The sequence below is a fragment of the Spiroplasma floricola 23-6 genome (genome assembly GCF_002813555.1).
GTDB lineage: Bacteria > Bacillota_I > Bacilli_A > Mycoplasmatales > Mycoplasmataceae > Spiroplasma_A > Spiroplasma_A floricola.
The window spans coordinates 770,128-793,867 of record NZ_CP025057.1 but is presented as its reverse complement, the minus strand read 5'-3'; the positions used below and the strand labels follow the sequence as shown (position 1 = coordinate 793,867).

Annotated in this window: 19 protein-coding genes; 18 read left to right on the top strand and 1 reads right to left on the bottom strand. The window is 23.1% G+C overall.

All coding sequences use genetic code 4. The features are described from left to right. Positions 1–342: 342 nt before the first annotated feature. The 7 genes from SFLOR_RS03510 to SFLOR_RS03475 all read left to right on the top strand — a co-directional run bounded on the left by SFLOR_RS03510 (position 343) and on the right by SFLOR_RS03475 (position 9,078). Complete coding sequence (locus SFLOR_RS03510) at positions 343–582, top strand: hypothetical protein (RefSeq protein WP_100916711.1); 240 nt, start codon at positions 343–345, stop codon at positions 580–582. 119 nt (positions 583–701) lie between these two features. Then, positions 702–1,436, top strand: a complete 735-nt coding sequence (locus tag SFLOR_RS03505; RefSeq protein WP_100916710.1) for a MurR/RpiR family transcriptional regulator — start codon at positions 702–704, stop codon at positions 1,434–1,436. A gap of 73 nt (positions 1,437–1,509) precedes the next feature. After that, positions 1,510–3,999, top strand: coding sequence for a glucose PTS transporter subunit IIA (locus SFLOR_RS03500; RefSeq protein WP_100916709.1), 2,490 nt, complete (start codon positions 1,510–1,512; stop codon positions 3,997–3,999). Between the two features lie 2 nt (positions 4,000–4,001). Then, positions 4,002–5,408: a glycoside hydrolase family 1 protein gene (locus SFLOR_RS03495; RefSeq protein WP_100916708.1), complete on the top strand. Its 1,407-nt coding sequence runs from the start codon at positions 4,002–4,004 to the stop codon at positions 5,406–5,408. A gap of 91 nt (positions 5,409–5,499) precedes the next feature. Next, a complete protein-coding gene (locus tag SFLOR_RS03490) occupies positions 5,500–6,324 on the top strand; it encodes an aldo/keto reductase (protein WP_100916707.1) in 825 nt (274 codons plus the stop codon). A gap of 120 nt (positions 6,325–6,444) precedes the next feature. Beyond that, positions 6,445–7,353, top strand: coding sequence for an HNH endonuclease signature motif containing protein (locus tag SFLOR_RS03485; RefSeq protein ID WP_100916706.1), 909 nt, complete (start codon positions 6,445–6,447; stop codon positions 7,351–7,353). A gap of 168 nt (positions 7,354–7,521) precedes the next feature. Further along, complete coding sequence (locus SFLOR_RS03475; protein WP_100916704.1) at positions 7,522–9,078, top strand: V-type ATP synthase subunit I domain-containing protein; 1,557 nt, start codon at positions 7,522–7,524, stop codon at positions 9,076–9,078. A 118-nt stretch (positions 9,079–9,196) separates the two neighbouring features. Here the strand turns inward: SFLOR_RS03475 and SFLOR_RS03470 are convergent, their stop codons facing one another. Then, the gene (locus tag SFLOR_RS03470) at positions 9,197–10,045 is read right to left on the bottom strand and encodes a class II fructose-bisphosphate aldolase (protein ID WP_100916703.1); all 849 of its coding nucleotides are present in this window, start codon (positions 10,043–10,045) and stop codon (positions 9,197–9,199) included. A gap of 630 nt (positions 10,046–10,675) precedes the next feature. Between SFLOR_RS03470 and SFLOR_RS03465 the strand changes: the two genes are divergently transcribed. The 11 genes from SFLOR_RS03465 to SFLOR_RS03415 all read left to right on the top strand — a co-directional run bounded on the left by SFLOR_RS03465 (position 10,676) and on the right by SFLOR_RS03415 (position 23,518). Further along, positions 10,676–12,871 carry a PTS transporter subunit EIIC gene (locus SFLOR_RS03465; RefSeq protein ID WP_100916702.1) on the top strand — a complete coding sequence of 732 codons (2,196 nt, stop codon included), beginning with the start codon at positions 10,676–10,678 and terminating at the stop codon, positions 12,869–12,871. A 24-nt stretch (positions 12,872–12,895) separates the two neighbouring features. Next, entirely contained in the window at positions 12,896–13,837 is a 942-nt protein-coding gene (locus SFLOR_RS03460; RefSeq protein ID WP_100916701.1) for a 1-phosphofructokinase family hexose kinase, read from the top strand. Between the two features lie 73 nt (positions 13,838–13,910). Then, positions 13,911–14,180: a PTS sugar transporter subunit IIB gene (locus SFLOR_RS03455; RefSeq protein ID WP_100916700.1), complete on the top strand. Its 270-nt coding sequence runs from the start codon at positions 13,911–13,913 to the stop codon at positions 14,178–14,180. A 191-nt stretch (positions 14,181–14,371) separates the two neighbouring features. Next, positions 14,372–15,250 (top strand): hypothetical protein, encoded by an 879-nt coding sequence (locus tag SFLOR_RS03450; RefSeq protein WP_100916699.1) that lies wholly within the window; start codon positions 14,372–14,374, stop codon positions 15,248–15,250. 27 nt (positions 15,251–15,277) lie between these two features. After that, positions 15,278–16,039: a hypothetical protein gene (locus tag SFLOR_RS03445; protein WP_100916698.1), complete on the top strand. Its 762-nt coding sequence runs from the start codon at positions 15,278–15,280 to the stop codon at positions 16,037–16,039. Positions 16,040–16,420: 381 nt separating this feature from the next. Next, a complete protein-coding gene (locus tag SFLOR_RS03440; protein ID WP_100916697.1) occupies positions 16,421–17,821 on the top strand; it encodes an MFS transporter in 1,401 nt (466 codons plus the stop codon). A 60-nt stretch (positions 17,822–17,881) separates the two neighbouring features. Next, on the top strand, positions 17,882–18,688 hold the full coding sequence (locus SFLOR_RS03435; protein WP_100916696.1) for an HAD-IIB family hydrolase: 807 nt from the start codon (positions 17,882–17,884) through the stop codon (positions 18,686–18,688). Between the two features lie 203 nt (positions 18,689–18,891). Then, positions 18,892–19,629, top strand: a complete 738-nt coding sequence (locus SFLOR_RS03430) for a DeoR/GlpR family DNA-binding transcription regulator (protein WP_100916695.1) — start codon at positions 18,892–18,894, stop codon at positions 19,627–19,629. 780 nt (positions 19,630–20,409) lie between these two features. Continuing rightward, positions 20,410–21,198 carry a DeoR/GlpR family DNA-binding transcription regulator gene (locus tag SFLOR_RS03425; protein WP_100916694.1) on the top strand — a complete coding sequence of 263 codons (789 nt, stop codon included), beginning with the start codon at positions 20,410–20,412 and terminating at the stop codon, positions 21,196–21,198. A 375-nt stretch (positions 21,199–21,573) separates the two neighbouring features. Further along, a complete protein-coding gene (locus SFLOR_RS03420) occupies positions 21,574–23,247 on the top strand; it encodes a PTS transporter subunit EIIC (RefSeq protein WP_100916693.1) in 1,674 nt (557 codons plus the stop codon). Positions 23,248–23,275: 28 nt separating this feature from the next. Then, positions 23,276–23,518, top strand: a complete 243-nt coding sequence (locus SFLOR_RS03415) for a PTS sugar transporter subunit IIB (protein WP_100916692.1) — start codon at positions 23,276–23,278, stop codon at positions 23,516–23,518. Positions 23,519–23,740: the final 222 nt, after the last annotated feature.

Here is a 23,740-nt window from a genome sequence, read left to right as displayed (position 1 = left end):
TTCAAGTTTACATAAATTTTTTAAAGAGATTATGTTAGAAACAAAAATATAACTACATTAAATAATCTATAAAATACTGTTTTTATAAAAGCATCTATTAGCTAAATTTTAAAGATAGAAATTAATAATCTTATTTTATATAAAATTAAAAATAGATAAATAATGAGGAAATTAATATTTTTAAATTATTTGATGAATCTATTGTAAAAAAATTTAATGATTAGAAGTATGAATAAGGCATTTTAAAAAATGAATATTTTAAATAAAATTTTTAAAACTTTTATGTGATTTTCTTATGAAAGGTATATAATTTTTTTAAAGGAGTAAAGTAGAGATATAAAAATGAAAAATCGAAATGAAGAAAAGTTCTTTTTCGACAGAAAATTTCCTGATTTGTTAGAAGAAAATTATCTAACTATTCGCAAAGAAGATGGTGTTGTTAAAATATTAACAGATCATATTGTTAGTGTAAATATTAAAAGTCAAACTCAAGTATTTATAAAACTTACAAACAATGAAGAATACAAGTTAGATGAAAAGTTATCAAAAAAAGTTGCTAACGGATTAGGATTCTTTGACTAAAAGATTTAAATCAGTGCATTAAAATGCACTGATTTTTTTGTTTTTATATCTTTATATTAATATTTGATTATAATTAAATTGTTTTAAAATAATTAAAAAATAGATATGAGAAGAGAAAAATGATTTTTGATAAAATAACAGCAATTTCTAATAGTAAAAATGAAAATACAGATTATTTGATAGCTAAAAAATTAGTTCAAATGTATTTAGAAGATAATTTTCTATCAGTTAAAGAATTAGCACAAGATATTCATGTTAGCGAATCTCTTTTAACAGTATTTGCAAAAAAATTAGATCTTAAAGGATATAGAGAATTGATATCACTTTTAAAATTTGAAAGATTAGAACAAATTAAACCTGCAAATAATAGAGAAACTATTTCTCAAGAAGAGAATTTAGTTGATTTATTTAATTTTAATAAAAGCGATATTGACAATATTTTTAACAAAATCTTAAAAACTAGAGTTTTTATACTCTCTTCAAATCAACTAAGAGTTCAAACAGAACTTTTAAATGAGATTTTTAAGTTTAATAACATTGATTCAACTTTATTTTTAAATAATTATTTATTTTATGAATATATAAAAAATACTAATTCAAAAGATTCAATTATATTTTTCTTTGCAGGTCAAGATAATGATGTATTGTTTCAAATATATAAAAAAATATCTAAAATAAATAAAAATATCTTTATATTTTGTTCTAATTCTCAAAAATATAAATTTGATTTTTACGATACTAAAATTGTTTTAGATATTAATCAAAAACCACACAATTATATATACAGGAATATAGCAATGAGCTATATTATTGCTTATTTTCATGAAGCAATTAATTTACTTGAAAAAAATTAATCTAAATGAATTAGAACAATAATCTCTTTATATATTTTTTCTTAGTCTTTATTATTTAAATGAGGAGGAAGAAATGGAAAAAATAAAACTCTATGCACCATGTGATGGTATGGTTTTTCCAATAGAAAAACTTAATGATGGCGTGTTTAGTGAAAAAATGCTTGGAGAAGGAATTTATATTGAACCTAGTTCAAATGTATTTTATTCACCCTTTGAAAAAAGCACAATAAACTTAATTTTTGAAACAAAACATGCTTTTTTTGTAAAAGCACAAGATGGTCCTAATGTTCTTATACATATTGGACTTGATACTGTAAATTTAAAAGGAAAACCTTTTAAATTTATTTCAAAAATTAATGAAGAGATTTCATTAAAAGACAAAATTGTAGAAGTAGATTTAAAGTTAATTAAAGAAAATAATTTAGCTATTTCAACACCAATTGTTATACAAGAAGATGTAAATGAAAAGTGAAAGTTAAAATTAAAAGAAGGTTTAACAAAAGTTAAACAAGGAGATGAAATAGGTTATTTTGAATTAGATCAAGAAGTTGATATTTTAAAAAATATTGATGCTCTATTTTCAATTAACAAATATGAAAAAACAGCAGAAGAAATTTATAAAAATGTAGGTACTTCTGCAAATTATTCAAAATATTATAATTGTATGACTCGTTTTAGACTTATTGTAAAAAATAAATCTAAAGTAGATTTAAAAGCAATTGAAAAAATTGCTTTAGTTAAAGGAACACATTGAAATGGTGAAGAACTTCAAATTATAATTGGAGGAGAAGTTCAAAAAGTTTTTACAGCCTTTCAAAATATTGATCAAAAAATTAATGAAGATAAAAATGAAATAAAAGTAAAAAAACCAATTAAAGAAAGAATCATGGCTTCACTTGCAGGAGTAATGGTACCTAACTTACCAATCTTTATTGGAATAGGTATGTTAATGGCTGTTCAAAGTATTTTGATTCAAGCAAATGTATTGACAAAACCAGGATTTGGAGTATCTTTAAATGATATAGATCATTTCAGTCAGTTTTTCTTCATAATTACTGATGTTGCTTTTAAATTTTTAGGTCTATTTGTTGGTTATAACACAATAAGATATTTAGGTGGTAACTCACAAATGGGATTGCTAATTTGTTTAGTAATTGCCAATCCTTATTTATTTCAAAATGGTCAACCAATTTGAGAATGATTTAAAATTGGTGATGTGGCAATTGGAATTAAAGCATATGCAAATACAATTTTACCTTGTATTGCTGCAATGATTGCTTATTATTGATTGGACAAATGAATTAAAACATGAATGCCTTCAATGGTTGATATAATTTTTAGACATACTCTAGCATTTTTAATAGTAGTTGTAGGAACATTCTTTTTGGTGGGACCAATATTAGGACTATTTGAATATGGAATAGGTTATGTAGTTAATCAAATTGGTTTAATCCCATTTGGAATTGGAGTTGCAATCTTTGCATTTGTATGACAACCAGCTGTTGTTTTGGGAATTCACATTGCAATTGCAATGCCAATTAGTTTACAAGTTCAACAAGGAATACCTCAACTTTTAAGTCCTGGATTAATGTATGGAGTTTATGGACAAGTTGGAGCTTTAATTGGAATTATAATAAGAACCAAAGATGCTAAACTGCGAGCAATGTCAATTGCTTCACTGCCAGCAGGATTTATTGGAGTGTCAGAGCCCATTTTATATGGTATAAACTTACCAAAACAAAAACCTTTTATAGCAGGAAATATAGGAGCTGCAATTGGGGGGATGTTAAGTGGAATAATTGGTGTAAAATTACACGTTCCAGGAGGATATGGAATTTTCTCAATTACAGGCTATATTCCTGGAGGTGCAACTAATGTTGCTATGTTTGTCCTTTGTCTTTTGGTTGCTCTTGGTGGGGGAGCTGTAGCTACCATTTTAATTTATCAAGAAAGACCAGATGAATTAAAAACAGTTAATAAAATTAATAAATTATTAATAAGTGCTTATGCATCTAGAAAACAAATTTCTAAAAAAGAAGCTAAATTAAAACTTGAACAGGTTTTAAAATCTCAAAATGAATTTCTTAAAAAAGAAGATTTAAAATGAATTAAAGAGCTTGAAAAAGAAATAATCATTTTAAATCAAAAAGAAGCAAAATTTGAACAATATCAAAATAAATATGAGAAAAAATATAACAACTATCTTATCAAATTAAAAAAATTAAGAAACAGTGATAATCCTCAAAGTTTAAAAATTCTATATTTAAAATTTGAAGATTTTAAATCAAATAATAAAAAAGAAGAATTAACAAAAGAAATTGAAGAATATAAAGTAATTGTGAAAAATAAATCTAAATGATTTGATGATAAACAAGATGAGTTTATGAAAATAGTTTCACAAAATACAGCAAAACTTGCAAAAGAGTTAAACTTCTCTAATCTAACAAATATTGATGGACAATATTTCAATGCTATTCATTCTCTTGATATAAATTATGGCTTGACAAATAAAGTTAATCAAAGTTTGTTAAAAAAAGATATCAAACTAAAGGTGGTTAAATAAAAATGTTATTAAAGAAAAATAAATTTCCCAAAGATTTTCTTTGAGGAGCATCAATCTCTGCTTTTCAAGCAGAGGGAGCTTACAATCAAGATGGTAAAGGACTTTCAATTCAAGATGTTAAAAAATATGGAGAGCAAATTGCTGATTTTAAAGTAGCATCTGACTTTTATCATAAATTTAAAGATGATATAAAATTGCTTAAAGAAATGGGAATAAAATCATTTAGATTCTCAATTGCTTGATCAAGAATTATTCCTGATGGAGATGGAGAAATTAATGAAAAAGGAATTAAATTTTATGAAGAGTTAATTGATGAATTAATTAAAAATGATATCGAGCCAATTCCAACTTTATACCACTTTGACTTGCCACTTTCTTTAAGTGAAAGAGGAGGGTGAAGTAACAGAGAATTAACAGTTAATGCTTATTTAAAATATGTTGAAACTTTGTTTAAACACTTTTCTCAAAAAGTAAAATACTGAATAACTTTCAATGAACAAAATGTAATAATAATGATTGGCAATAAAGTTGCTATGTTAAATGGGGGAAAATCATCTTTAACAGAAAAAGAATTATATCAACAATCACATCACATGTTTATAGCTCAAGCAAAAGCAGTTGAATTGCTTAGAAAATATAATAGTAATGCAAAGATTGGACCAGCTTTAAATAATGTATGTATTTATCCCAATTCTAATAAACCAGAAGATTATTTAGCAGCACAAAATGCAAGTGTTATGAGAAATTGATATTACTTAGATGCAATTGTAAGAGGAATTTACAATCCCATTGCTAAGAAATATTTTATTGACAATGATTTAATGCCTGAAATTTTAAATGATGACTTTGAAATATTAAAAAAAGGAAAACCTGATTTTTTATCAATAAACTATTATACTTCTGGAACTGTTCAAGAAAATATTAAAAATACATCTGAACAAGTAAAAATAGATCAACAAACAATGTTTGATATTAATGGTTTATTTAGTTATGCACAAAATGATAAACTTGAAAAAACTGAATATGGTTGAAACACTGATCCAGTTGGTTTTAGAATAACTCTTAGAGAAGTTTATGAAAGATATAATTTACCTTTAATGATTTCAGAAAATGGAATTGGTTTAACAGAAGAATTAGAAAATGATACTGTAAATGATATGCAAAGAATAGAGTATTATTCAAAACATATTGAACAGTTACAATTAGCTATTTCTGAAGGAGTAGAAGTAATTGCTTATAATCCTTGAAGTGCAATTGATGTGGTTTCTTCACATCAAGGTTTTAAAAAACGATATGGTTTTATATTTGTTGACAGAACTGAAAAAGATTTAAAAGAACTTAAAAGATATAAGAAAAAATCGTTTTTTTGATATAAAGATTTAATTTCAAAAAATGGTGATATATTTTAAAAATGAAAGATTATTTTAAAAAATAATCTTTCATTTTTTTTATTTATAAAGTTGTATAATTTAATTACTTTATAAAAGGAGAAGAAAATGTATGAATAAAGTATTGGAAAGAAAAATAAAATTTAACAATGGATTAGAAATCCCACAAGTAGGTTTAGGAACTTACAAATTAACAGATGAAAAAGAAACTTTAGAATCTATTAAAGCAGCACTAGAAAATGGCTATAAACATCTTGATACTGCAACAATTTATAACAATCATAAAGTAGTGGCAAGAGCTATTAAAGAAAGTAAAGTAAAAAGAGAAGATATTTTTATTACTTCAAAAATATGAAATTCACATCACAGCTATGATCTTGCAAAACAAGCAATTGATGAAATTTTAAAAGAATTGGAATTAACTTATATTGATTTACTTTTAATTCATTGACCAACTGAACACAGACTTGAATGTTGAAAAGCTTTAGAAGAAGCAGTAGAAGAGGGTAAAGTTAAATCAATTGGTGTAAGCAATTTTCAACCTCACCATATTAAAGAATTATTAGAGGTATGTAAAATAAAACCTGTTATAAATCAATTTGAACTACATCCAGCTTTACAAAATTTAGAAGTAGTAAATATTTGTAAAGAAAATGATATTGTTGTTGAATCATGAGGAACAATGATTAGAGGAAAATGTTTTGAAATTGATCAAATCAAACAATTGGCTAAAAAATATAATAAAAGTGAAGCACAAATTTGCTTGCGTTGAGCTTTACAACTTGACTATGTTATTATTCCAAAATCTTCAAAACCAAAAAGGGTTGTAGAAAACATTCAAATAGATGATTTTGAGTTAACTAGTGAAGATATGAAATTATTGGCAACAATTAAAGAATACAGAGATGGACCAGATCCAGATAACTTTGATTTTTAATTTATAATTACTATTTTAAAAATATTTTTAAATTCTAAAATGTATTTTAAATCTATTAATAATTTATTATAAAATTAAAAGTGTTAAAATAATAATGTTGATTATTTAAACGAGGTTAAAATGAGTAACAGATTATTTGATTTTAGTGAAAAAGTTAAAAAAGAAGTTTATAAAAAATATAAAGGCATTTGTACTATATGTCTTTGTGTTCTTGTTATGGAAACTGATGCAAAAAAAAGATGGAAAAACTCATTTATTTCCTTATTTAATTTCAAGTATTGTGAAATTGCTCATATAATACCTTCTTCTAATAAAGAAGGTGAGCCAAGAAGTGAATATAAAGATGATTTTATTATTAGATATGGAGAAGATAAACTCAATAAAGAAGAAAATGCAGTTCTACTTTGTAAGAACTGTCATAAAAACATTGATTCTATAAATCCTGAAAAATTTCCAATGGATAAATTAATAGAACTAAAAGAAAGACATTCTGTTAGGTATGCTGTTCATACAGAAAAAATGTGAATAGAAAATCAAGAAATCATATACGAATTAATTTCAAAAATTGATCAAGATATTTTTGAGGATAAAATTAATTATAAAACTATAGAATATAAAGAAAAAATGGATATAAACAGCTTTCATGAGGATGATAAAATTTTTATAAATATTCAAATAAGAAATTTAATGACAAATGATTATAAAATATATAGGGATTTTCTAAAAAAAAGCAATGTGGAATTTGAAGATATTAGAAATTTTTTAAATCAAAATTATTTATTATTAAAACAAGAAAATTTTGACTTAAAATTGAGTGATAGAAATATTAAAATAATTAAGGAATTGAGAAATTTATTATCTAACTTGTTATTAAAAGAAACAACAGAAAAAGAAACTATAATTGTTTATAAGAATGCTAATATAAATTTGGAAAATATTGAATATTTTATTTTAAAAATAATATGAATTATGTTTGTGGAGTGTGATATTTTTGAAAAAGAAATACAAGATCAGTTCGCTTTTACCTAATAAGAGCTGCATTTTTAATAATACTTTTATATATTTTTTATCTCAAATAGAAAATTTGAAAAAAATATATTTAGAAGAAATACAATTAGAAACAAAAACTAAATATTTTTTGTGTTTAGCATACAATTTTGGTTATATTGATTATATTTTTGAAGGAGATGATAAAATATGTATTATATCAAAAATATAAATTCAAATATTGATGAAGGATTTAATTTTAATTTTTCAGAAAATCTTACAATTATTTCATCAGGTTTTAGGAACTCTCAAAAGGAATCTGCAAATGATGCAGGTAAATCTTCATTTTATACAATCATTAAACTTTTATTAGGTAAAAAAACTTCAGGTATTGATAATATAAAAAACATAATTTTAGATTTGTTTGAATCAAAAAAAACTAAAATAAGAAAACTAGAAGAAGTTTTTTTTGAAATGGAAATTTGTTCTAATAGAAATGATGAAAAACATTTTGCTAAATTTTATATATTTACTAATAAATATTTTTTAAACAATAAACTTTTATTTTCCAAAGATTATTTAAAAGAAATAAATATTTTTTTTGGAGAAGAATATCAAACACAAATGAATTTATTTTTTATAAATAAAATACCTTTAGAAAATAAAATGGATCTATTTAAAAAATATTCAAAGGAAAGTGTAAAGACTACAAGTGAAACAATAAGAAGTATTTTTGATTTTAATACTCAATTCTATGATTTGAGCTTAGAAGTTAGATTAAAAGAAATTGATATATTAATTAAAGATATTAATAAAAGCGATATTTTTAAGGAAATTAGTAATTTAAACAAAGAACTTAATAAAAAGCAAGAGAAATTATTTATGTTTTCTAAAAATAGTTTATACATAGAAACTAATATATTGGAAGAAGAATATAGATACTTAAAAAATTGTTTGAAAGTAAATGCTAATACTTTAAATTTTGATTTAAAACTATTTAATAAATTTTTAAAAAATTACTCAAAAAATTTTTTAAAAGAGGAATCAATAAAAAAAATTGAGGATGTGAAAGAATTCTACTCAATAATGCAAAAAAGCTACAGTGAAAATATTTATAAAAAAGAGGATATTGAAGAAATTTTAAATAAAACAAAAATAAAAATAAATGAAAATTATAAAATATTAGAGGAATTGGGTCTATCGATAGCAATTTCAGATATTGAAAGTATTAAATCTAAAATTAGCAATCTAAATCAAGTTATTCAAAAAATTAAAGATCTTGAAGAAGAAAAAAAAGATATTAAACAAAAAAGAAGTAAAAGTAATAGTTTCTCAATGAATATGAAAATGAAAAACTTTAAGGAAAAAGTTTTAAAAGAATGAGAACTTATTTTTAAAGATTTAATTCAAAGAAATTTGATTGTGGAGTTTTTTAATATTAAAAATGATCTTAAATGTAAAATTTCAATGAAAGGATTAGAAACAGGAGCAGAAATAACACAAGGTGAAGGTAGAGAACAAATAACAACAATTTATTTAAAATCTCAAATATTAGAGCTTTTTGATTTAAAAGGACCTATGGTTATTGATTCTTCAATATTTGATAATGCTGATTTTGAATTTAAAAAACTATTATTCAACTATTTAAAAAATAAGAAAATACAAACTATAATTTTTTATAGAAATATAGAAACTGATTTTGAAATTTTTGGAAATGGAAATAGAATTTTAAGTACAGATTATCCTTTATTTGGTAATAGACAATAAGTATATCTTTTATCTTTTTTATATATGAACTTAAAAAAATATAGTTATAAATTATAATAAAAAAAAATAAAGTTAATTTGAAAAAACTTAACATAAGTTAAGTTTTTTTATTTTTATTTTAACAAGCTTTATTATTAGCATTAAAAGCTCTAATTTTTTTAATTGCTTCTTTTTTAACAAAATCTATTCCCATTCGACCATATTTTCTTGCATCAAAACCATTATCATTTTCTTTAAATCATTGTTGAATTCCTTGAGCACAAGCTATTTTTAAATCAGTGCCAATATTGATTTTTGTTATTCCTAATTCAATTGCTTTTTTTAAATCCTCAAGAGGTACTTGACTTGATCCATGTAAAACTAAGGGAGTTTCAATTTTATTTGCAATGTCTTTTAATAAATCAAATTGCAAATTAACTTCTCCTTTAAAAAGTCCATGACTTGTACCAATTGAAATAGCTAAAGCATCAACATTAGTTAATTGTTCAAATTTTATAGCTTCATCAATATTTGTATATCCTTTTGAATTAGAATTTCTATCATCTTCTTTTCCTCCAACATGACCAATTTCAGATTCTATTTCAACTCCTTTTTTTCTAGAATAGTTTACAACTTCTCTAGTTTCTTTAACATTTTCTTCAAATGGTTTTAAAGATGAATCTAACATTACACTTGAAAAACCTGCATCAACTGCTCTTTTAATAAGATTTATATCAAAACCATGATCTCAGTGTAAAACAATAGGAACAGTTGAATTTTTAACTGCTGTGTTTGCAAAAGAAAATACTAAATCTAAACCCATATATTTGGCAGCACTTTCAGTTACCATTAAAATAACAGGTGCTTTTTCTTCTTCTGCAGCTTCAATAATACCTTTCATCATTTCAAGATTGTCAAAATTAAAAGCTGGTACAGCATATTTACCATTTCTTGCTTTTAATAATTCTTTCTTTAAACTCGCTTTCATATCTTTTCCTTTCTCAAGAATAGTATAGTATATATTTTAAATAATTTTAAACTTTTTTAAACTTTTTTAAACTTTGATAAGAAAAATTAAAAGTTTATTATATTATAAATATGGAAGGTTAAATCCTTGCTAAAAGAGAAAGGAAAGGAAAGGATTGTTGAATAAGAGTAATTTTTAAAAAAAACATTACATTATCTGAATTAACAAATTCAACAATTCAAACAATTATTATGGATATAATAAACTTCATTTAAAAAAGTGCTTTATAAAAGTTTATTGGAGAACAAGATCCATTAATAATAGTCAACAATCAACTAGGGAATATTTTGATGAGTAAAAAGAACAATTAAGTATTGATTCAAAAAATGAAATTGTAAGTTTTGCTTCAAGTTTAATTGAAAAAAAATGATTTAATATTTACCAATACAACAACATTTAAAAAAAGATAAAATACTTAATTGGTAAAACTGTAATTAAACGAAATTAAATTAAAATTAAAGTTAAAGTTGATAAATAAACTGACTTAATCAGTGAAGATTTGCCTTCTGATTACGAAAGGATATATATTTTTCATAAGTAAAGCAAATACATTTTAATATTTGCTCTAATTAAGAAGAATGAAAGAAATAAATGAGTAAAGAATCAAAAAATGAAATATTAATAGAAAATATTTTTGATAAAATTGGTGGTTCTGAAAATATTAAAGATGTCTATCATTGTGCAACAAGAATGAGACTTACCTTATTTAATCAAGATTCAGCCAATTTAAAGGAACTGAAAACTATTACAAATATTAAAGGTGCTCTTTGATCCAATGGAGAGTTACAATTAATAATTGGACCTGTAGTTTCTAAAGTTACACAACTATTAAAAAATAAATTAACTAGTTTTAAAAATAAGGATGATAAAGTTAATTTTAAAGTTGAAAATAATTTAAATTCAACAAAAGTACCAATATGAAAGAGATTAATTAAATCTGTTTCTGCAATATTTGGTCCATTAATTCCATTCTTAATTGGAGTAGGACTAATTATGGCTTTAGAACAATTACTGTTAAGAACAGGTTTAGTTCATAATCCAAATAAAGAAAATGCTATCTTAGGACAAGATTATAATATCTTTGATGTTATTTTAAATGTGATATCAAGTACAGGATTTAAAATGATGGGTGTAATTGCAATTTGATCTACTGTTAGATATTTGGGAGGCAAAACTCCAATTGCAATTGCTCTAGGTTTAATTATGGTAAATCCAATTTTACCTGAAAAAGGTATAAATCTATTTACAATTGGAAGTTGAGAAGTTGCTTTAAAACCATTTTATTCAACAATATTGGTTTTTATAGCAATGGGAATTCTTGTGGCTTATTGTCAAAAACTAATGGAGAAATATTTTAATCCAGTAGCAAATTTTATATTAAATCCATTTTTAACTTTATTAGTGGGGGGGCTTTTAGCATTCTTTGTGATGGGTCCAATTATGGGAATAGTAGAAAATTCATTATTAAATGTATTTAATTGATTTATGAATTGACCTTTAGGTTTAGGAACAATGATAGTTGGTTTAACTTGACAACCACTTGTTGTTTTAGGAGTTCACAATATCTTATTTTTTGCAGCTGTTACAGATCTTAGTACAACAGGAAGACCTTCACTTTTTTTAGCAGCGGCTTTTGCAGCAGCTTGAGCACAAATGGGTGCAACTGTTGCAGTAGGATTAAAATCTAAAAAAACTATTGATAAGTCAGCTGCCTTTGCTGCTGTCTTGCCAGGAGTAATTTCTGGTCCAACTGAATCATGTATTTATGGTGTTAATCTCCCAAAAGGATTGCCTTTTATTACAGGAACTCTTGCAGGAGCAATTGGGGGATGAATGATTGGTATTTTGGGAGTAAGTTTAGATAATTTAGCAGGACTTGGAGGAATTGTTGGTTTCTTAGCATATACAAATCATCTTGCACTTGCAATAGCAATTGATTTACTTTCATTTGCTTTGGGAATTGTTATAACTTACTTTTTGTGAAAAGAAGAAAAAACAGAAAAACAATTAGCAATTAAAACTACAAAAAAATTGGCAAGAGATTATTACTTAAACCAAGATACAGATTTTTCAGCTAAAAAGTTAATATATTATCTTAAAAAAGTTTCTAATAGAAAAATTAAAAATAAAGAGCTTATTTCAAATATTTTACTTTGAAGAAAAAAACTTATTGATATTGATTCCAATTTAGAAAAACAAATTGATTTATTTATTGAGGATTTATTAAAAGAAAAATACAATGCTGAATTAAAAAAAGAGATAATAATCAAATTAAATTCAATTAAATCTAATAGACAAAAACAATTAAGAGATATTTTAAAAAGTTTATTTATTTTTAATAAGCAGTTAAATAAACTTAATCCTTACACAAAAGAACATTATAAATTGCTTATTAAAAAATCTAATTTGCAATATTCTTTAAACAAAACTTTAGAGATTAATGAAGAGAAGAGTGTAAAACTTTTCAATAAAGGAAAAAAATTAATAATAAGCAAGGATCCAGGAAAAGTTGAAATTGGAGAGTTACTAATTAAAACTTCAGGAGAAAAAAATTTAGAAACAGATAAAGTAAAAAATTTAAATTTAGAAATAGAAAAGCAAAATGTAAAAATAAATGACAGTTATATAAATTTATCAATAGAAACACAAAAATATTATTCTGAGATTGAAGAGACTTTAAACAAAATGGAAAAATTAATGAATGAGTCATTAATTAATTATAAAAATAATTATTATAATAATATTCATTATTTACAAATAAAAGAAAATCAAATTCAAATTAGATAATGATTAAAGAGAAAGGTTATAAATATGAAAAATAAAATATATATAATTTCTTTGAGTCCAGCAATAGATTATATTTTAGAATTTGATGACTTAAAAAAAGATAAAACTAATAGACCATTTAATACTGAAATGTATCCCTCTGGTAAAGGTATTCATATAGCAATGATGTTAAAAAATCTAAGTTTAGAGAGTAAATCAATTATTTTTACAACAGGGGATTTAGAGAATTATTTTTACAGTCAGCTTGATAAATTAAAAATTGATTACAAAAAATTTAGAGCAAAAGAAAATATTAGAATAAATTTAAAATTAATTGATTCAGATCAAACTGAATGTACTGCACAAGCTCCTGCAATTGATGAAAATGACTTAAAAAAAATGATTGAGTATTTAAAACAAAATTTAAAAGAGGGTGACTTTGTAATTGCAACAGGTAGTTTGCCAAAAGGACTTGATTCAAAAATATATTCTCAAATAGTAGAGGTAAGTAATTCTTTAAAATGTAAATGTATAGTTGATGCTTTTGGTGAACCTCTAAATTATGCAATAGAGAAAAAACCGTTTTTAATAAAACCAAATATAGAAGAGTTAAGTTTGACTACAGGTATTGTCATAAATAATGAAAAAGATATTTTAGTAGCTGGAAAAAAACTTCTTGAAAAGGGTGTTGAAAATATTCTTATTTCCATGGGAAAAAAAGGTGCAATCTTTTTGAATAAAGAACTAATGAAATATTGTAGTGTTGGCAAGTGAGATCATAAACTTGTAAATGCAGCAGGAGCTGGAGATAGTATGGTAGCTGGTTTTTTAAATGAGTATATATTAACAAATGATTATGAAAAAGCTTTAAAAATGGCAATCATATGTGGAAGTGCTACAGCTTATTCAAAGAGAATAGCTAGCAAAGAGCTTGTTGATCAATTAAAAGAACAAATTAATAGTTTGGAATTAAAAAATCTTGAATAATTTATATAAAATATTTTAAAAATAATCTACTTTTAGATTATTTTTTTATTTAATTTTTTTAAGAGATGGAAAAATGGCAGAAAGTATTGTAGATATTGTTAAAATAGACAATATTTTAAAAGTGGAGAATTGCAGTACAAGATTAAGATTAACTGTTAAAAATAATAAAGACGGAATTGAAGATAAAGATTTAAAAGCCTTAGGAATTTATGGAATTAAAAGGCTAGGAGATCAAGGTTTACAATTAATTATTGGAACAGATGTAGAACATGTTGCAAATGAAGTTCAAACATTATTTTTAATAAATGAAAAAAATACAAATATGAATAAAAAAGAGACCTAAATTTAACAATTAAGTTTTTATTAAGAAAAATCCTTTTATTTTTATAAAGGATTTTTTTATAATCCAGTTAAAATTTAAAATAATTTTTAACTTATAAAATACATTTTATTATTTATAAAATTTAAGCTTATATTAAAAGTGGAGTAATATAAAAGTAACAATTTGATTTGTAGTACTTTAGAAAGAAATATATGAGTAAATTAAAAAGTTTTTTAAATAAGGAAAGTCTTTTTTCCTTTACAAAACAACTTAAAATATTTTTATCAACTATTTTAATAGTATCTGCTTTATTAATATTTTATTCAGTAATAAATAATAAAAAGAAATTAGAAAATCCAGTTCCTTTAGAAAATAATGGACTTTCAAATATTTCTTTGAAATTAGAAAATGAATTTAATAACTATAATAAAAAAATGGACAATATTAGTTATTTTAAAAGCAAAGATAGTTTTGAAGACAAAATTAATATTGAAGATGTAATATTAAGCAATATTATTTATTTAAATAACAAAATAGAAATTAATTTTAAAGAATTAAATAAATTAAATTTAACAAAATCTTTAATAGAGTTACTTGAATCAAAAGATTTTGAAAAAGAAATACTTAAATCTATTAATTCAAATGAAATACTAATTATTAATAATAAACTTATATTTAATGAAAATTACATGATTAATAATTCACAAATACCATATTGAACTATCGATTTTACAAGCGATTTTTGATTAGTAAGTAAATGATATTGATTTGGATATAAAAGATTTGAAATGAGTCAATATGGAAGAGAAATATTAGTTAATATTGGAGCTGATGTTCTTTTAAAAGCAGCTAAAGAGGTTTTAAGTTCAGCAGGAAGTGTTCTTACAGTTGAAACTATTTTAGTAAATGCAGCTATAACAGGAGCAGCTGCAATAGCAAGTATTCTTTGATGAGTTCTTCTGGGAATTGGACTAATTTTATTGCTAAATGCAATACTGTATCACTTTACAATAGAGAGTTTTAAAAATTATAGTGGAGGAGCATATATAGGTATTCTTGATGTAATAATTGTTAATTGAAATCAAATGTAAAAACATAAAAATTAGAAAAGAGATATTATGGAAAAAAAATGACTTGATGGTAGTATACTTCGCAGAACAATATTTATTTATACAATAATTGCTTTATTTTGTAGTGTAGCTTTTATTATTTGACTTAATTTAATTAGTAAGTTATTCATACAAAATTCTAATGATAAAAGTTTTTTAGTTAAATTAAAAGGTTTTGGAGGAATAATTGATGTTATTTTAACTATAGCAATATTTGTATCATACGCCTATATTATTTTTGCAATACAAAATGCTTGAGTAAAAATAGATAAAGGAATAATAACAAAATATTTAGTATTAGGAATTTTTGATGTATTTTCAATTATTTTTATACCAACATATATTCTAAGTATTGTCTATTATATAAAAGCTACTCGTAAATTAAATATAAATTATTCAGATCCAAATTTTAAAACTGAGTCCATAAAAACTCTTAAAATAGTATGCTTCTGACAATTTTTCTTTAACTTTTTTTTAGAAATTTATTTTTGAATAACATTAATATGAGCTATCTTAGATAAAGATGAAACATTCAAAAGTAGTTTGATTACAACTATAATATTGATTTCACTTCTTTATACAACTTGTATAATATATATTTTTTCTCTATTAGCAGATAAAGAAATAAAATTTTCAAAAAAAGAGCAAATTATATTATTATCATTTCTTGCAATACCATGTTTAAATTATTTAACTTTCTTAATCATATTTAATACATCAAAAACTAGAAAAAATGGTATTAAGAATGAAGAAAATATTGTTTTAGAATAATTTTTTATTAAAACTCTTCTTGAAAATAAGAGGGAAATTTAAATAAAAACTAAAAGGTAGATTAAAGGAATAAAAAATGATTAGATGGTAGAGAAAGTACTACCAAGAACTTAATCTTTAATGATACTGAAGTTGATTATAAGAACGTAAACATTTCATATTTTGTACCATTATCTATATTTGTAGAAATTATATAAAATTATAAATGAACAAAATTAGTTGTTCATTTTTTTTATTTTATTTAAATCAAGAATTTTTGGGATCAATATTTTCTTATTTCTTAAAATCCTTTAGTAGAAGTAAAAACATTTTTAAATCATTTCTACAAAAGAAAACTTATATAAGGCAAGTAAAATAAATTTTAAAGGAGTTTTAAAAATAATGAAGAAAAAGAGTTTTAAAAATTTTTTAGCAGAAAAAAATGAAAGAGATTTAATAACAGAAGAAAATCTCTATGATTTTGTTATAAAAAAAGAATACAAATACAATCAAGAGAAAGTTTTTTGAACTGTATTTGTAAGTTACATGGTATTTTATTTAACTAGAAAACAATGAACAATATTTGGAACTATTTTAATGACAGATGGTGTTCTTAGCAGTACTCAATTTGCCACAGTTGGTTTAGTTTTTGCTATATCATATGGAATTGCAAAATTTGTATCTTCACCATTATCTGATACAAAGTCCAACAAGTGACTGTTAGGAATAGGGTTAATAGGAGCAGGGGGTTTAAATTTACTTTTAGGTTTATCTTGACTTAATGCTTCTATGATATTGACACCAATTATTTTAAGTTGTGTTATTCAAGTAGCAATTGGTTTTATTCACAGTTTAGGAGCAACTCCATCAGTTAGGTTTTTTTATAACTGATTTCCAAATAAACAAAGAAGAACAAGAATTATTAGCTGAAATGTAGCACACAATATTGGAAGTGCTTTGGCAACATTTTTAATATTAGGTTCACAAACTTTATTTAGCAAATATTTAAATGGAAGTTATATGGGCTATTTTCTATTACCAAGTATTATTAGTATACTTATGGGAATCTTTTTAATATTTTTTATTAAAGACAGACCAGAAACAGTTGGTTTGCCTCCATTAAAAGACTATTACAAAATGGAGTTAATTGGAGCTAAAAGAGAAAAAACACAAGAAGATATTAATGAAGATAATAAAAAATGAGGTTACTTTTTTGTTAAATATGTTTTAAAAAATAAATATGTTTGACTATTGTTTATTTCAAATTTGTGTATTTATACTCTAAGAATGGCATTAAGTGATTGATCATTGGATTATTTAATTAATGAAAAACACTTTGACAAACAAAGTAGTGCAGCGTTTCTATACTCAATGTTTGATTGAGGAGGACTTTTATTTACACTAGTAATTGGATTAACTGCAAATAAATATTTAAAAAGATTTGCTCCAATAACATTTATTGTTATTTTAATAGCAACTGGTTCTTTGCTTGGTTTTTGACTATTGGCAAATGATAATGAAGCATTAATAATTGTATTTTTACTAATAGCTGGAGTTATTTTTATTCCACAATGTTTTTTACCAATTATGGTTGCAGAAGTTTCTCATTGAAGAGTTGTTTCAACTGCAGGGGGATTACTTGGTATTGCAGGTTATGCAGGAGATGCTATCATGTCTAAAATAATTGTAGGAATGGGCTTAATGCATTTAGGTTATAACTGAGTATTTGGTTTTGTTGCAATATCTGGTTTTGTTGCTGCATTAGTGTTAATTCCATTATTTAAAGTAAAATTATCACAATAATATTTAATTTTATATAAAATTAAATAGGTTTATAAAAAATATTTTGAAAGGAATTAAAGTATGACTAGAAAATGAATTTTTTCAGACTATGATGGAACTTTGTGTAAAACACGAGATGATAAAATCACTCAACAAGATTTACAATTTGTAAAAGAATGACAAAAAAAAGGCAATGAATTTATTATAAACACAGGAAGAATTCCTAGAGAAATGAATAAATTATTTGAGTTAAATGATATTGATTTAGATTTATTAGTTTGCTGTGATGGAACAATGGGATATTCTAGAAAAGAAAATAAAGTACTTTATTCTTTAGAAATAGATCTTGAAACTAGAAAGAAATTATGGAATTTTGTTAAAGATGAATTAAATCGATGAGAAGTTTCATATTGTACACCTCAAGCAAGAAAAATGATTAATGTCTTGCCAAAGGGAGTCATTAGAAATGATAATTTTAATTATCAAGAGTTTTTAGGAACAGATAATTGTAAAAATTTCAATGAACTGTTAGAAGATGAAAATGTAATATCTTTTCAAATTGCATGTCATATCAATGATGTAAAAGAAGTAACAGATTATTTTGAAAAAAACTTTAAAGATTTAAGAGTTTTAATGATTACAAATCAAACAATAGAAGTAGTTCACAAAGATGCAGGAAAAGATTATGGAATTAAAAAATTAGCACAAACTTTTGAAATAGATTCTAAAGATATTTATACAATTGGTGATGGACCAAATGATAAAGAAATGTTGTTATTTAATGATAATTCATTTTTAATAAAATCAGAGTTAACAAATAAAAAGTTATTTGAATGTGTAAAATATAGTATTGAATCAGTGCATGAAATAGAAAAATATATAAAATAAAAAGAAGAGCTTTGTATATAATACAAAGTTTTTATTTTATATATTTTTCTATAAATAAAAATGATGAAAATGGAGAATATAAATTTAATTCCAAAAACTGAATGATTATATGTTTAATTTTACTTTTTAATAATTATAATTTTTTTTGCTTTACTAAAAGAAATAAAAGTTTATTATATTAATAAGTATGGAGGATTAAGTTTTTGCTAAAAGATGAAAGAAGAGAATTAATTGTTGAGTTATTAAATAAAAATGGCTTTATGAAAAATATTACATTATCTGAATTAACAAATTCAACAATTCAAACAATTATTATGGATATAAATGAATTGCAATTAGAAGGTCGTTTGATAAAAGTTTATGGTGGAGCAAGATCCATTAGTAATAATCAACAAACAATTAGAGAATACTTTGATGAAGAAAAAGAATCATTAAATATTGAGGCTAAAAATCAAATTGCTAGTTTTGCATCAACATTAATTGAAGAAAATGATTTAATATTTATTGATACAGGAACAACAACTAAAAAAATGATAAATTATTTAATTGGAAAAAATATACAAGTTGTTACCAATGGTTATTCAATTGCTTTAGAATTATTAGAAAATGATATTTCAGTTTGTTTAGTTGGAGGAACAATTATTCCTACAACTCATGCAACAGCTGGTGAATTAGCTTTAAAATTTCTAGATAACTTTAATTTTGATAAGGCTTTTTTAGGAATGAATAATTTATATAAAAATGATTTCTACACTACAAATATTGAAGAAGCAATGATAAAAGAAAAAGTTATTAAAAATTCATTAAGAAGCTACATTCTAATGGATTCATCAAAATTTAATTCTAAAAATAAAATTAAAGTTGATGTTGAAAAAGAAACATATTTAATTAGTGAAAACTTACCTTTGAGTTATGAAAAAAAATATATTTTCAATAAATAAAACAAATATGTTTTATAAATTATGAAATTATAGTAATTAATTATCAAAAACTATTATAAAAAATAGTTTTTTTTATTTATTTAAATTTATCATAAAACAATTTTTATTTTCTTTTAAATTTAAAAAGTTTTTTAAATTTTACTAATTTATAAACATTAAGATTTAATTTTATAAAATTTAAAAATTAAAATTTCTTATTTGATTAAAAAAATTTTTTTCTCTTTAAAATTAAAATCATTACTACCTTAATAATTATATGAGTGTAAAAAAGATATAAAATATTTTATTTTTAATAAAGAAACTTTTTTCTTAGTAAATATTTACTATCTTATTGAAAAAAAGATTATATTTATTATAAATAATTAATATTAATTATTTTTTCATATTTATTGATTTTCAAAAATAAAGATGAAATAAAATATTATTTAGGGTAGTAAGAAAAAAATTTAACTAGAAAACTTGATAATTAAAACTCTTCAAAAAGAATTTTTTATACTTGCAAAGTTTAACTTTGAAGAAATAAATAAATATTATTTGAAGATGAAATTGAAGTAGATAAAACTGAAAGGTTAAATAAAATTTGTAATGCTTTCAATTGATGAAGTTATTTAATAATTTGTATATTATAAAAATTATTAAAAAGTAAATTTGATATTTTAGAGTTGTCAGAATTTAATTTTTGAAAAAAAGCAAAAAGTTTCATTTTTTTTAAAATATTTCCACTTTGTTTGAAATCTAATTAATTATAAAGTTCTATAATTGCAAATAAAGGGAGAAATTATGCATAAAGTTAAGCGAAAAGAATTACTATTAAAAAAAATAAATATTGAAAAAGTAATTGAAACTAAAGTAATTCTTAATTATATCAGTGATTTCAATATAAACTCTTCTACAGCTAGAAGAGATCTAAAGGAATTAGAAAATGAATGTAAAATAAATATATTTTTTGGATTAATTAAATCCATTGAAGATGATAAAAATTTAATTCTAAGATCTGAACAGAAATATAAAGAAATTAATAAAAAAGAAAATATAGCAAAAGAAGCTATAAAACTATTAGAAAAATGTGACAATATTTTTTGTGGTCCAGGAACAACAGTTGAAGCTTTTGTTAGAAAAATAAATAGAAAAATAAAACTACTTGTAACAAATTCATTTCCTGTTTTTTTGGAAGGTTGAAAAAATGATAACGTAAAAGATATTCTTTTAATAGGGGGAATATTTAGAGAGAACAGTCAAGTTTTTTGAAATAAAGATGCAAAGAAATATTTAGAGGGAATTAAATTCTCACATACTTTCTTTAGTTGTTTTTCTGTTGATTGCAAAGGAAATATCTATGATAATTTTATTCCAGAGGCAAACATTCTAAAAGAAGTTATGACAAAGTCATGTAAAAAAATTTTATTAGTAGACTCAACAAAGTTTATGAAAAAAGTTGGAGCTGGTTTTATGAATATTAAAGAAATAGATATACTAGTAACAGATTTTTCAGATAATAATAATTTTAATGATTTTTTAGAACCTAAAAAAATTATTTACTCTATGATAGAACAAGAAAATGAATTCTAATAAAAAATATATAAAGTTTAATACATTTAAATAAATATAGTTGCCAATTGCAAATTTAAAAATAAAAGTAGATATTATTGAAAGATAAAAAAACTTTTTTAAAAAATTTTAAAGAAACTTTTACTAGAGTTTTGAAAAATTTAATTTATAAAAATGTAATGTTTTAAAATTTTTTAAAAGTAGATTAACTAACTAATTAAATATATTTATTTATCTTTTTAATATTAATTATGTTCTTTTATATTTTGATGTTTATAGTTGAAATAACAAATAATGAAAAAAAATGGAAACAATTCCATTTTTTTTCACATTTTTTAAAGCAAAGTAAAATAAAGTTTTGAAAATAAAATAAAATTTTTGTAGAAAGGAGTACAAATGAATACGTTTAATAGAAAACAAGAAGTAAATAATCAAAAACACAAATCTATTAAAAAAAAATTTGCAGGAAGTTTTTTGATTAAATTACAAAGTCTTGGTAAATCTTTAATGTATCCAATTGCACTGTTACCTTTTGCTGCTTTTTTAAATCGTTTTGGGTCTTTGGCAATGGAACTCAATAGTCAAACAGTTCATAATGTTGGATGGTGAATTGGTTTTATAATACAAAAACCAGGTTTAGTTATTTTTGATAATTTACCCTTATTATTTGCAATAGGTATAGCATTTGGTCTTGCAAAAGATCAAAGAGGTGAAGCAGCTCTTATTGGTGCAGGATTTTACTTAATTTTGACAGGACTTCTTGGTAGAAATTGTCTTCCAAAATTATTTTATGATGATGTAATTACATTTGATTTCTATAAAACAGGCAATAATGGACCGGAACTAGCGGGGTCTTTGTCGAGTTTATTTTATGTTCCAAAATATGGAGAAATTAAAAATAAACTCGAGATAATTGGTGGTACTTATATATTAAATATTGGTGTTTTGGGAGGTATTGTTTCAGGGTGTTTAAGTGCTTGAGCATATAATAAATTTAAAAGTGTTAAACTACCTCAAGCATTATCATTTTTTGGAGGAAGAAGATTTGCTCCAATAGTAGCTATGGTCTTATCAATTCCAATAGCATTTATGTTTGCCATTATTTGACCATGATTTCAGTATTCCTTAATTAATTTTGGAAAGCTGGTTTCAAGTGGTGATTCTTGAGCAATACCAATACCTGGAGCATTTCTTTATGCACTATTAAATCGACTTGTTCAACCAACAGGTTTACATCATATCATTAATACTTTTCTATGATTTCAAATGCCAATAAATGGTTTTATTGTTGATTTTAATGGAAAAGTAGTATTATTTAATAACATGTATGAAAATCCATTACTAAAAAGTTCAACAATACTTTCTTCAACTGGCTTAGATGTAATGAATCAAATTTCAAACTCAATTTTTGGACAAGTTTCTATTACAAACCAAAACTTTAATCAGTATTTTTCAATACAAATGTGTGCAATTCCAAATAATGTAATATTGACAACAACAAATAATGTCCCTTGTTTTACAATATTTGGAGATATAAATGCTTTTCAAAAATCTATGGTTTCTGGAAATTTTCAAACAGGTTACTTTCCAATGTTTTGAGGTGGATTACCAGGAGCTGCACTAGCAATGATTTATTCAGCTAAAAAGGAAAATCGAAAAGAGGTCATATCATTTTTAGCAGGAGTAGCTATAGTTGCTGCTTTAACTGGAATTGATGAACCTTTGGTTTTTTCTTTTATTTTTGTTGGACCTATCTTATTAGTGATTAATGCTCTATATACTGCAATTTTTGCATCTATTGCAATTGCTATGCACATGCATATTGGATTTGGATTTAGTGGAGGATTTATTGATTATGCTATTTCATTTTCAAACTCATGGGCTATGAGCAAATATGAAAGAATAATAAATGGACCTATTTATGGTATTTTATCAAATCCCTTATGAATGTTTGTTTTAGCTGGTTTAGCATTTCCTACATATTTCTTTACATTTAATATACTTATTAAAAAAATGAATATTCTAACTCCTGGACGGGAAGAAGAAATGGAAATAAAAGATAATAAATAAAATAAAAGATAAAAATAAATATAATAAAATGGCAAAAAGTATTGTAGATATTGTTAAATTAGACAATATTTTAAAAGTAGAGAATTGCAGTACAAGATTAAGATTGACTCTTAAAAACAATAAAGAAGGAATTGAAGATAAAGAACTAAAGGCTTTGGGAATTTATGGTTTAAAAAGACTTGGTGATCAAGGTCTACAATTAATTATAGGAACTGATGTTGAGCATGTTGCAAATGAGATTCAAAGTTTATTTTTAGCAAAATCTGAATAATAATAATGAAATTAATAAAAAAAATTAAACTTTTTTTATTAAAATTAATTTAAAACAAAAAAACCTTTGTTAAATACAAAGGTTTTTTTATTTAGGTTTTAAATATATATTTAAGCATATAAAAAGTAGAATTAAAAGATTTTTAAACTAAAAATAATTATATAAAAGGATTTTTATATACAAAAAAAGTTTTACAAAATTATAGTGTTAAAATCTTAAAAA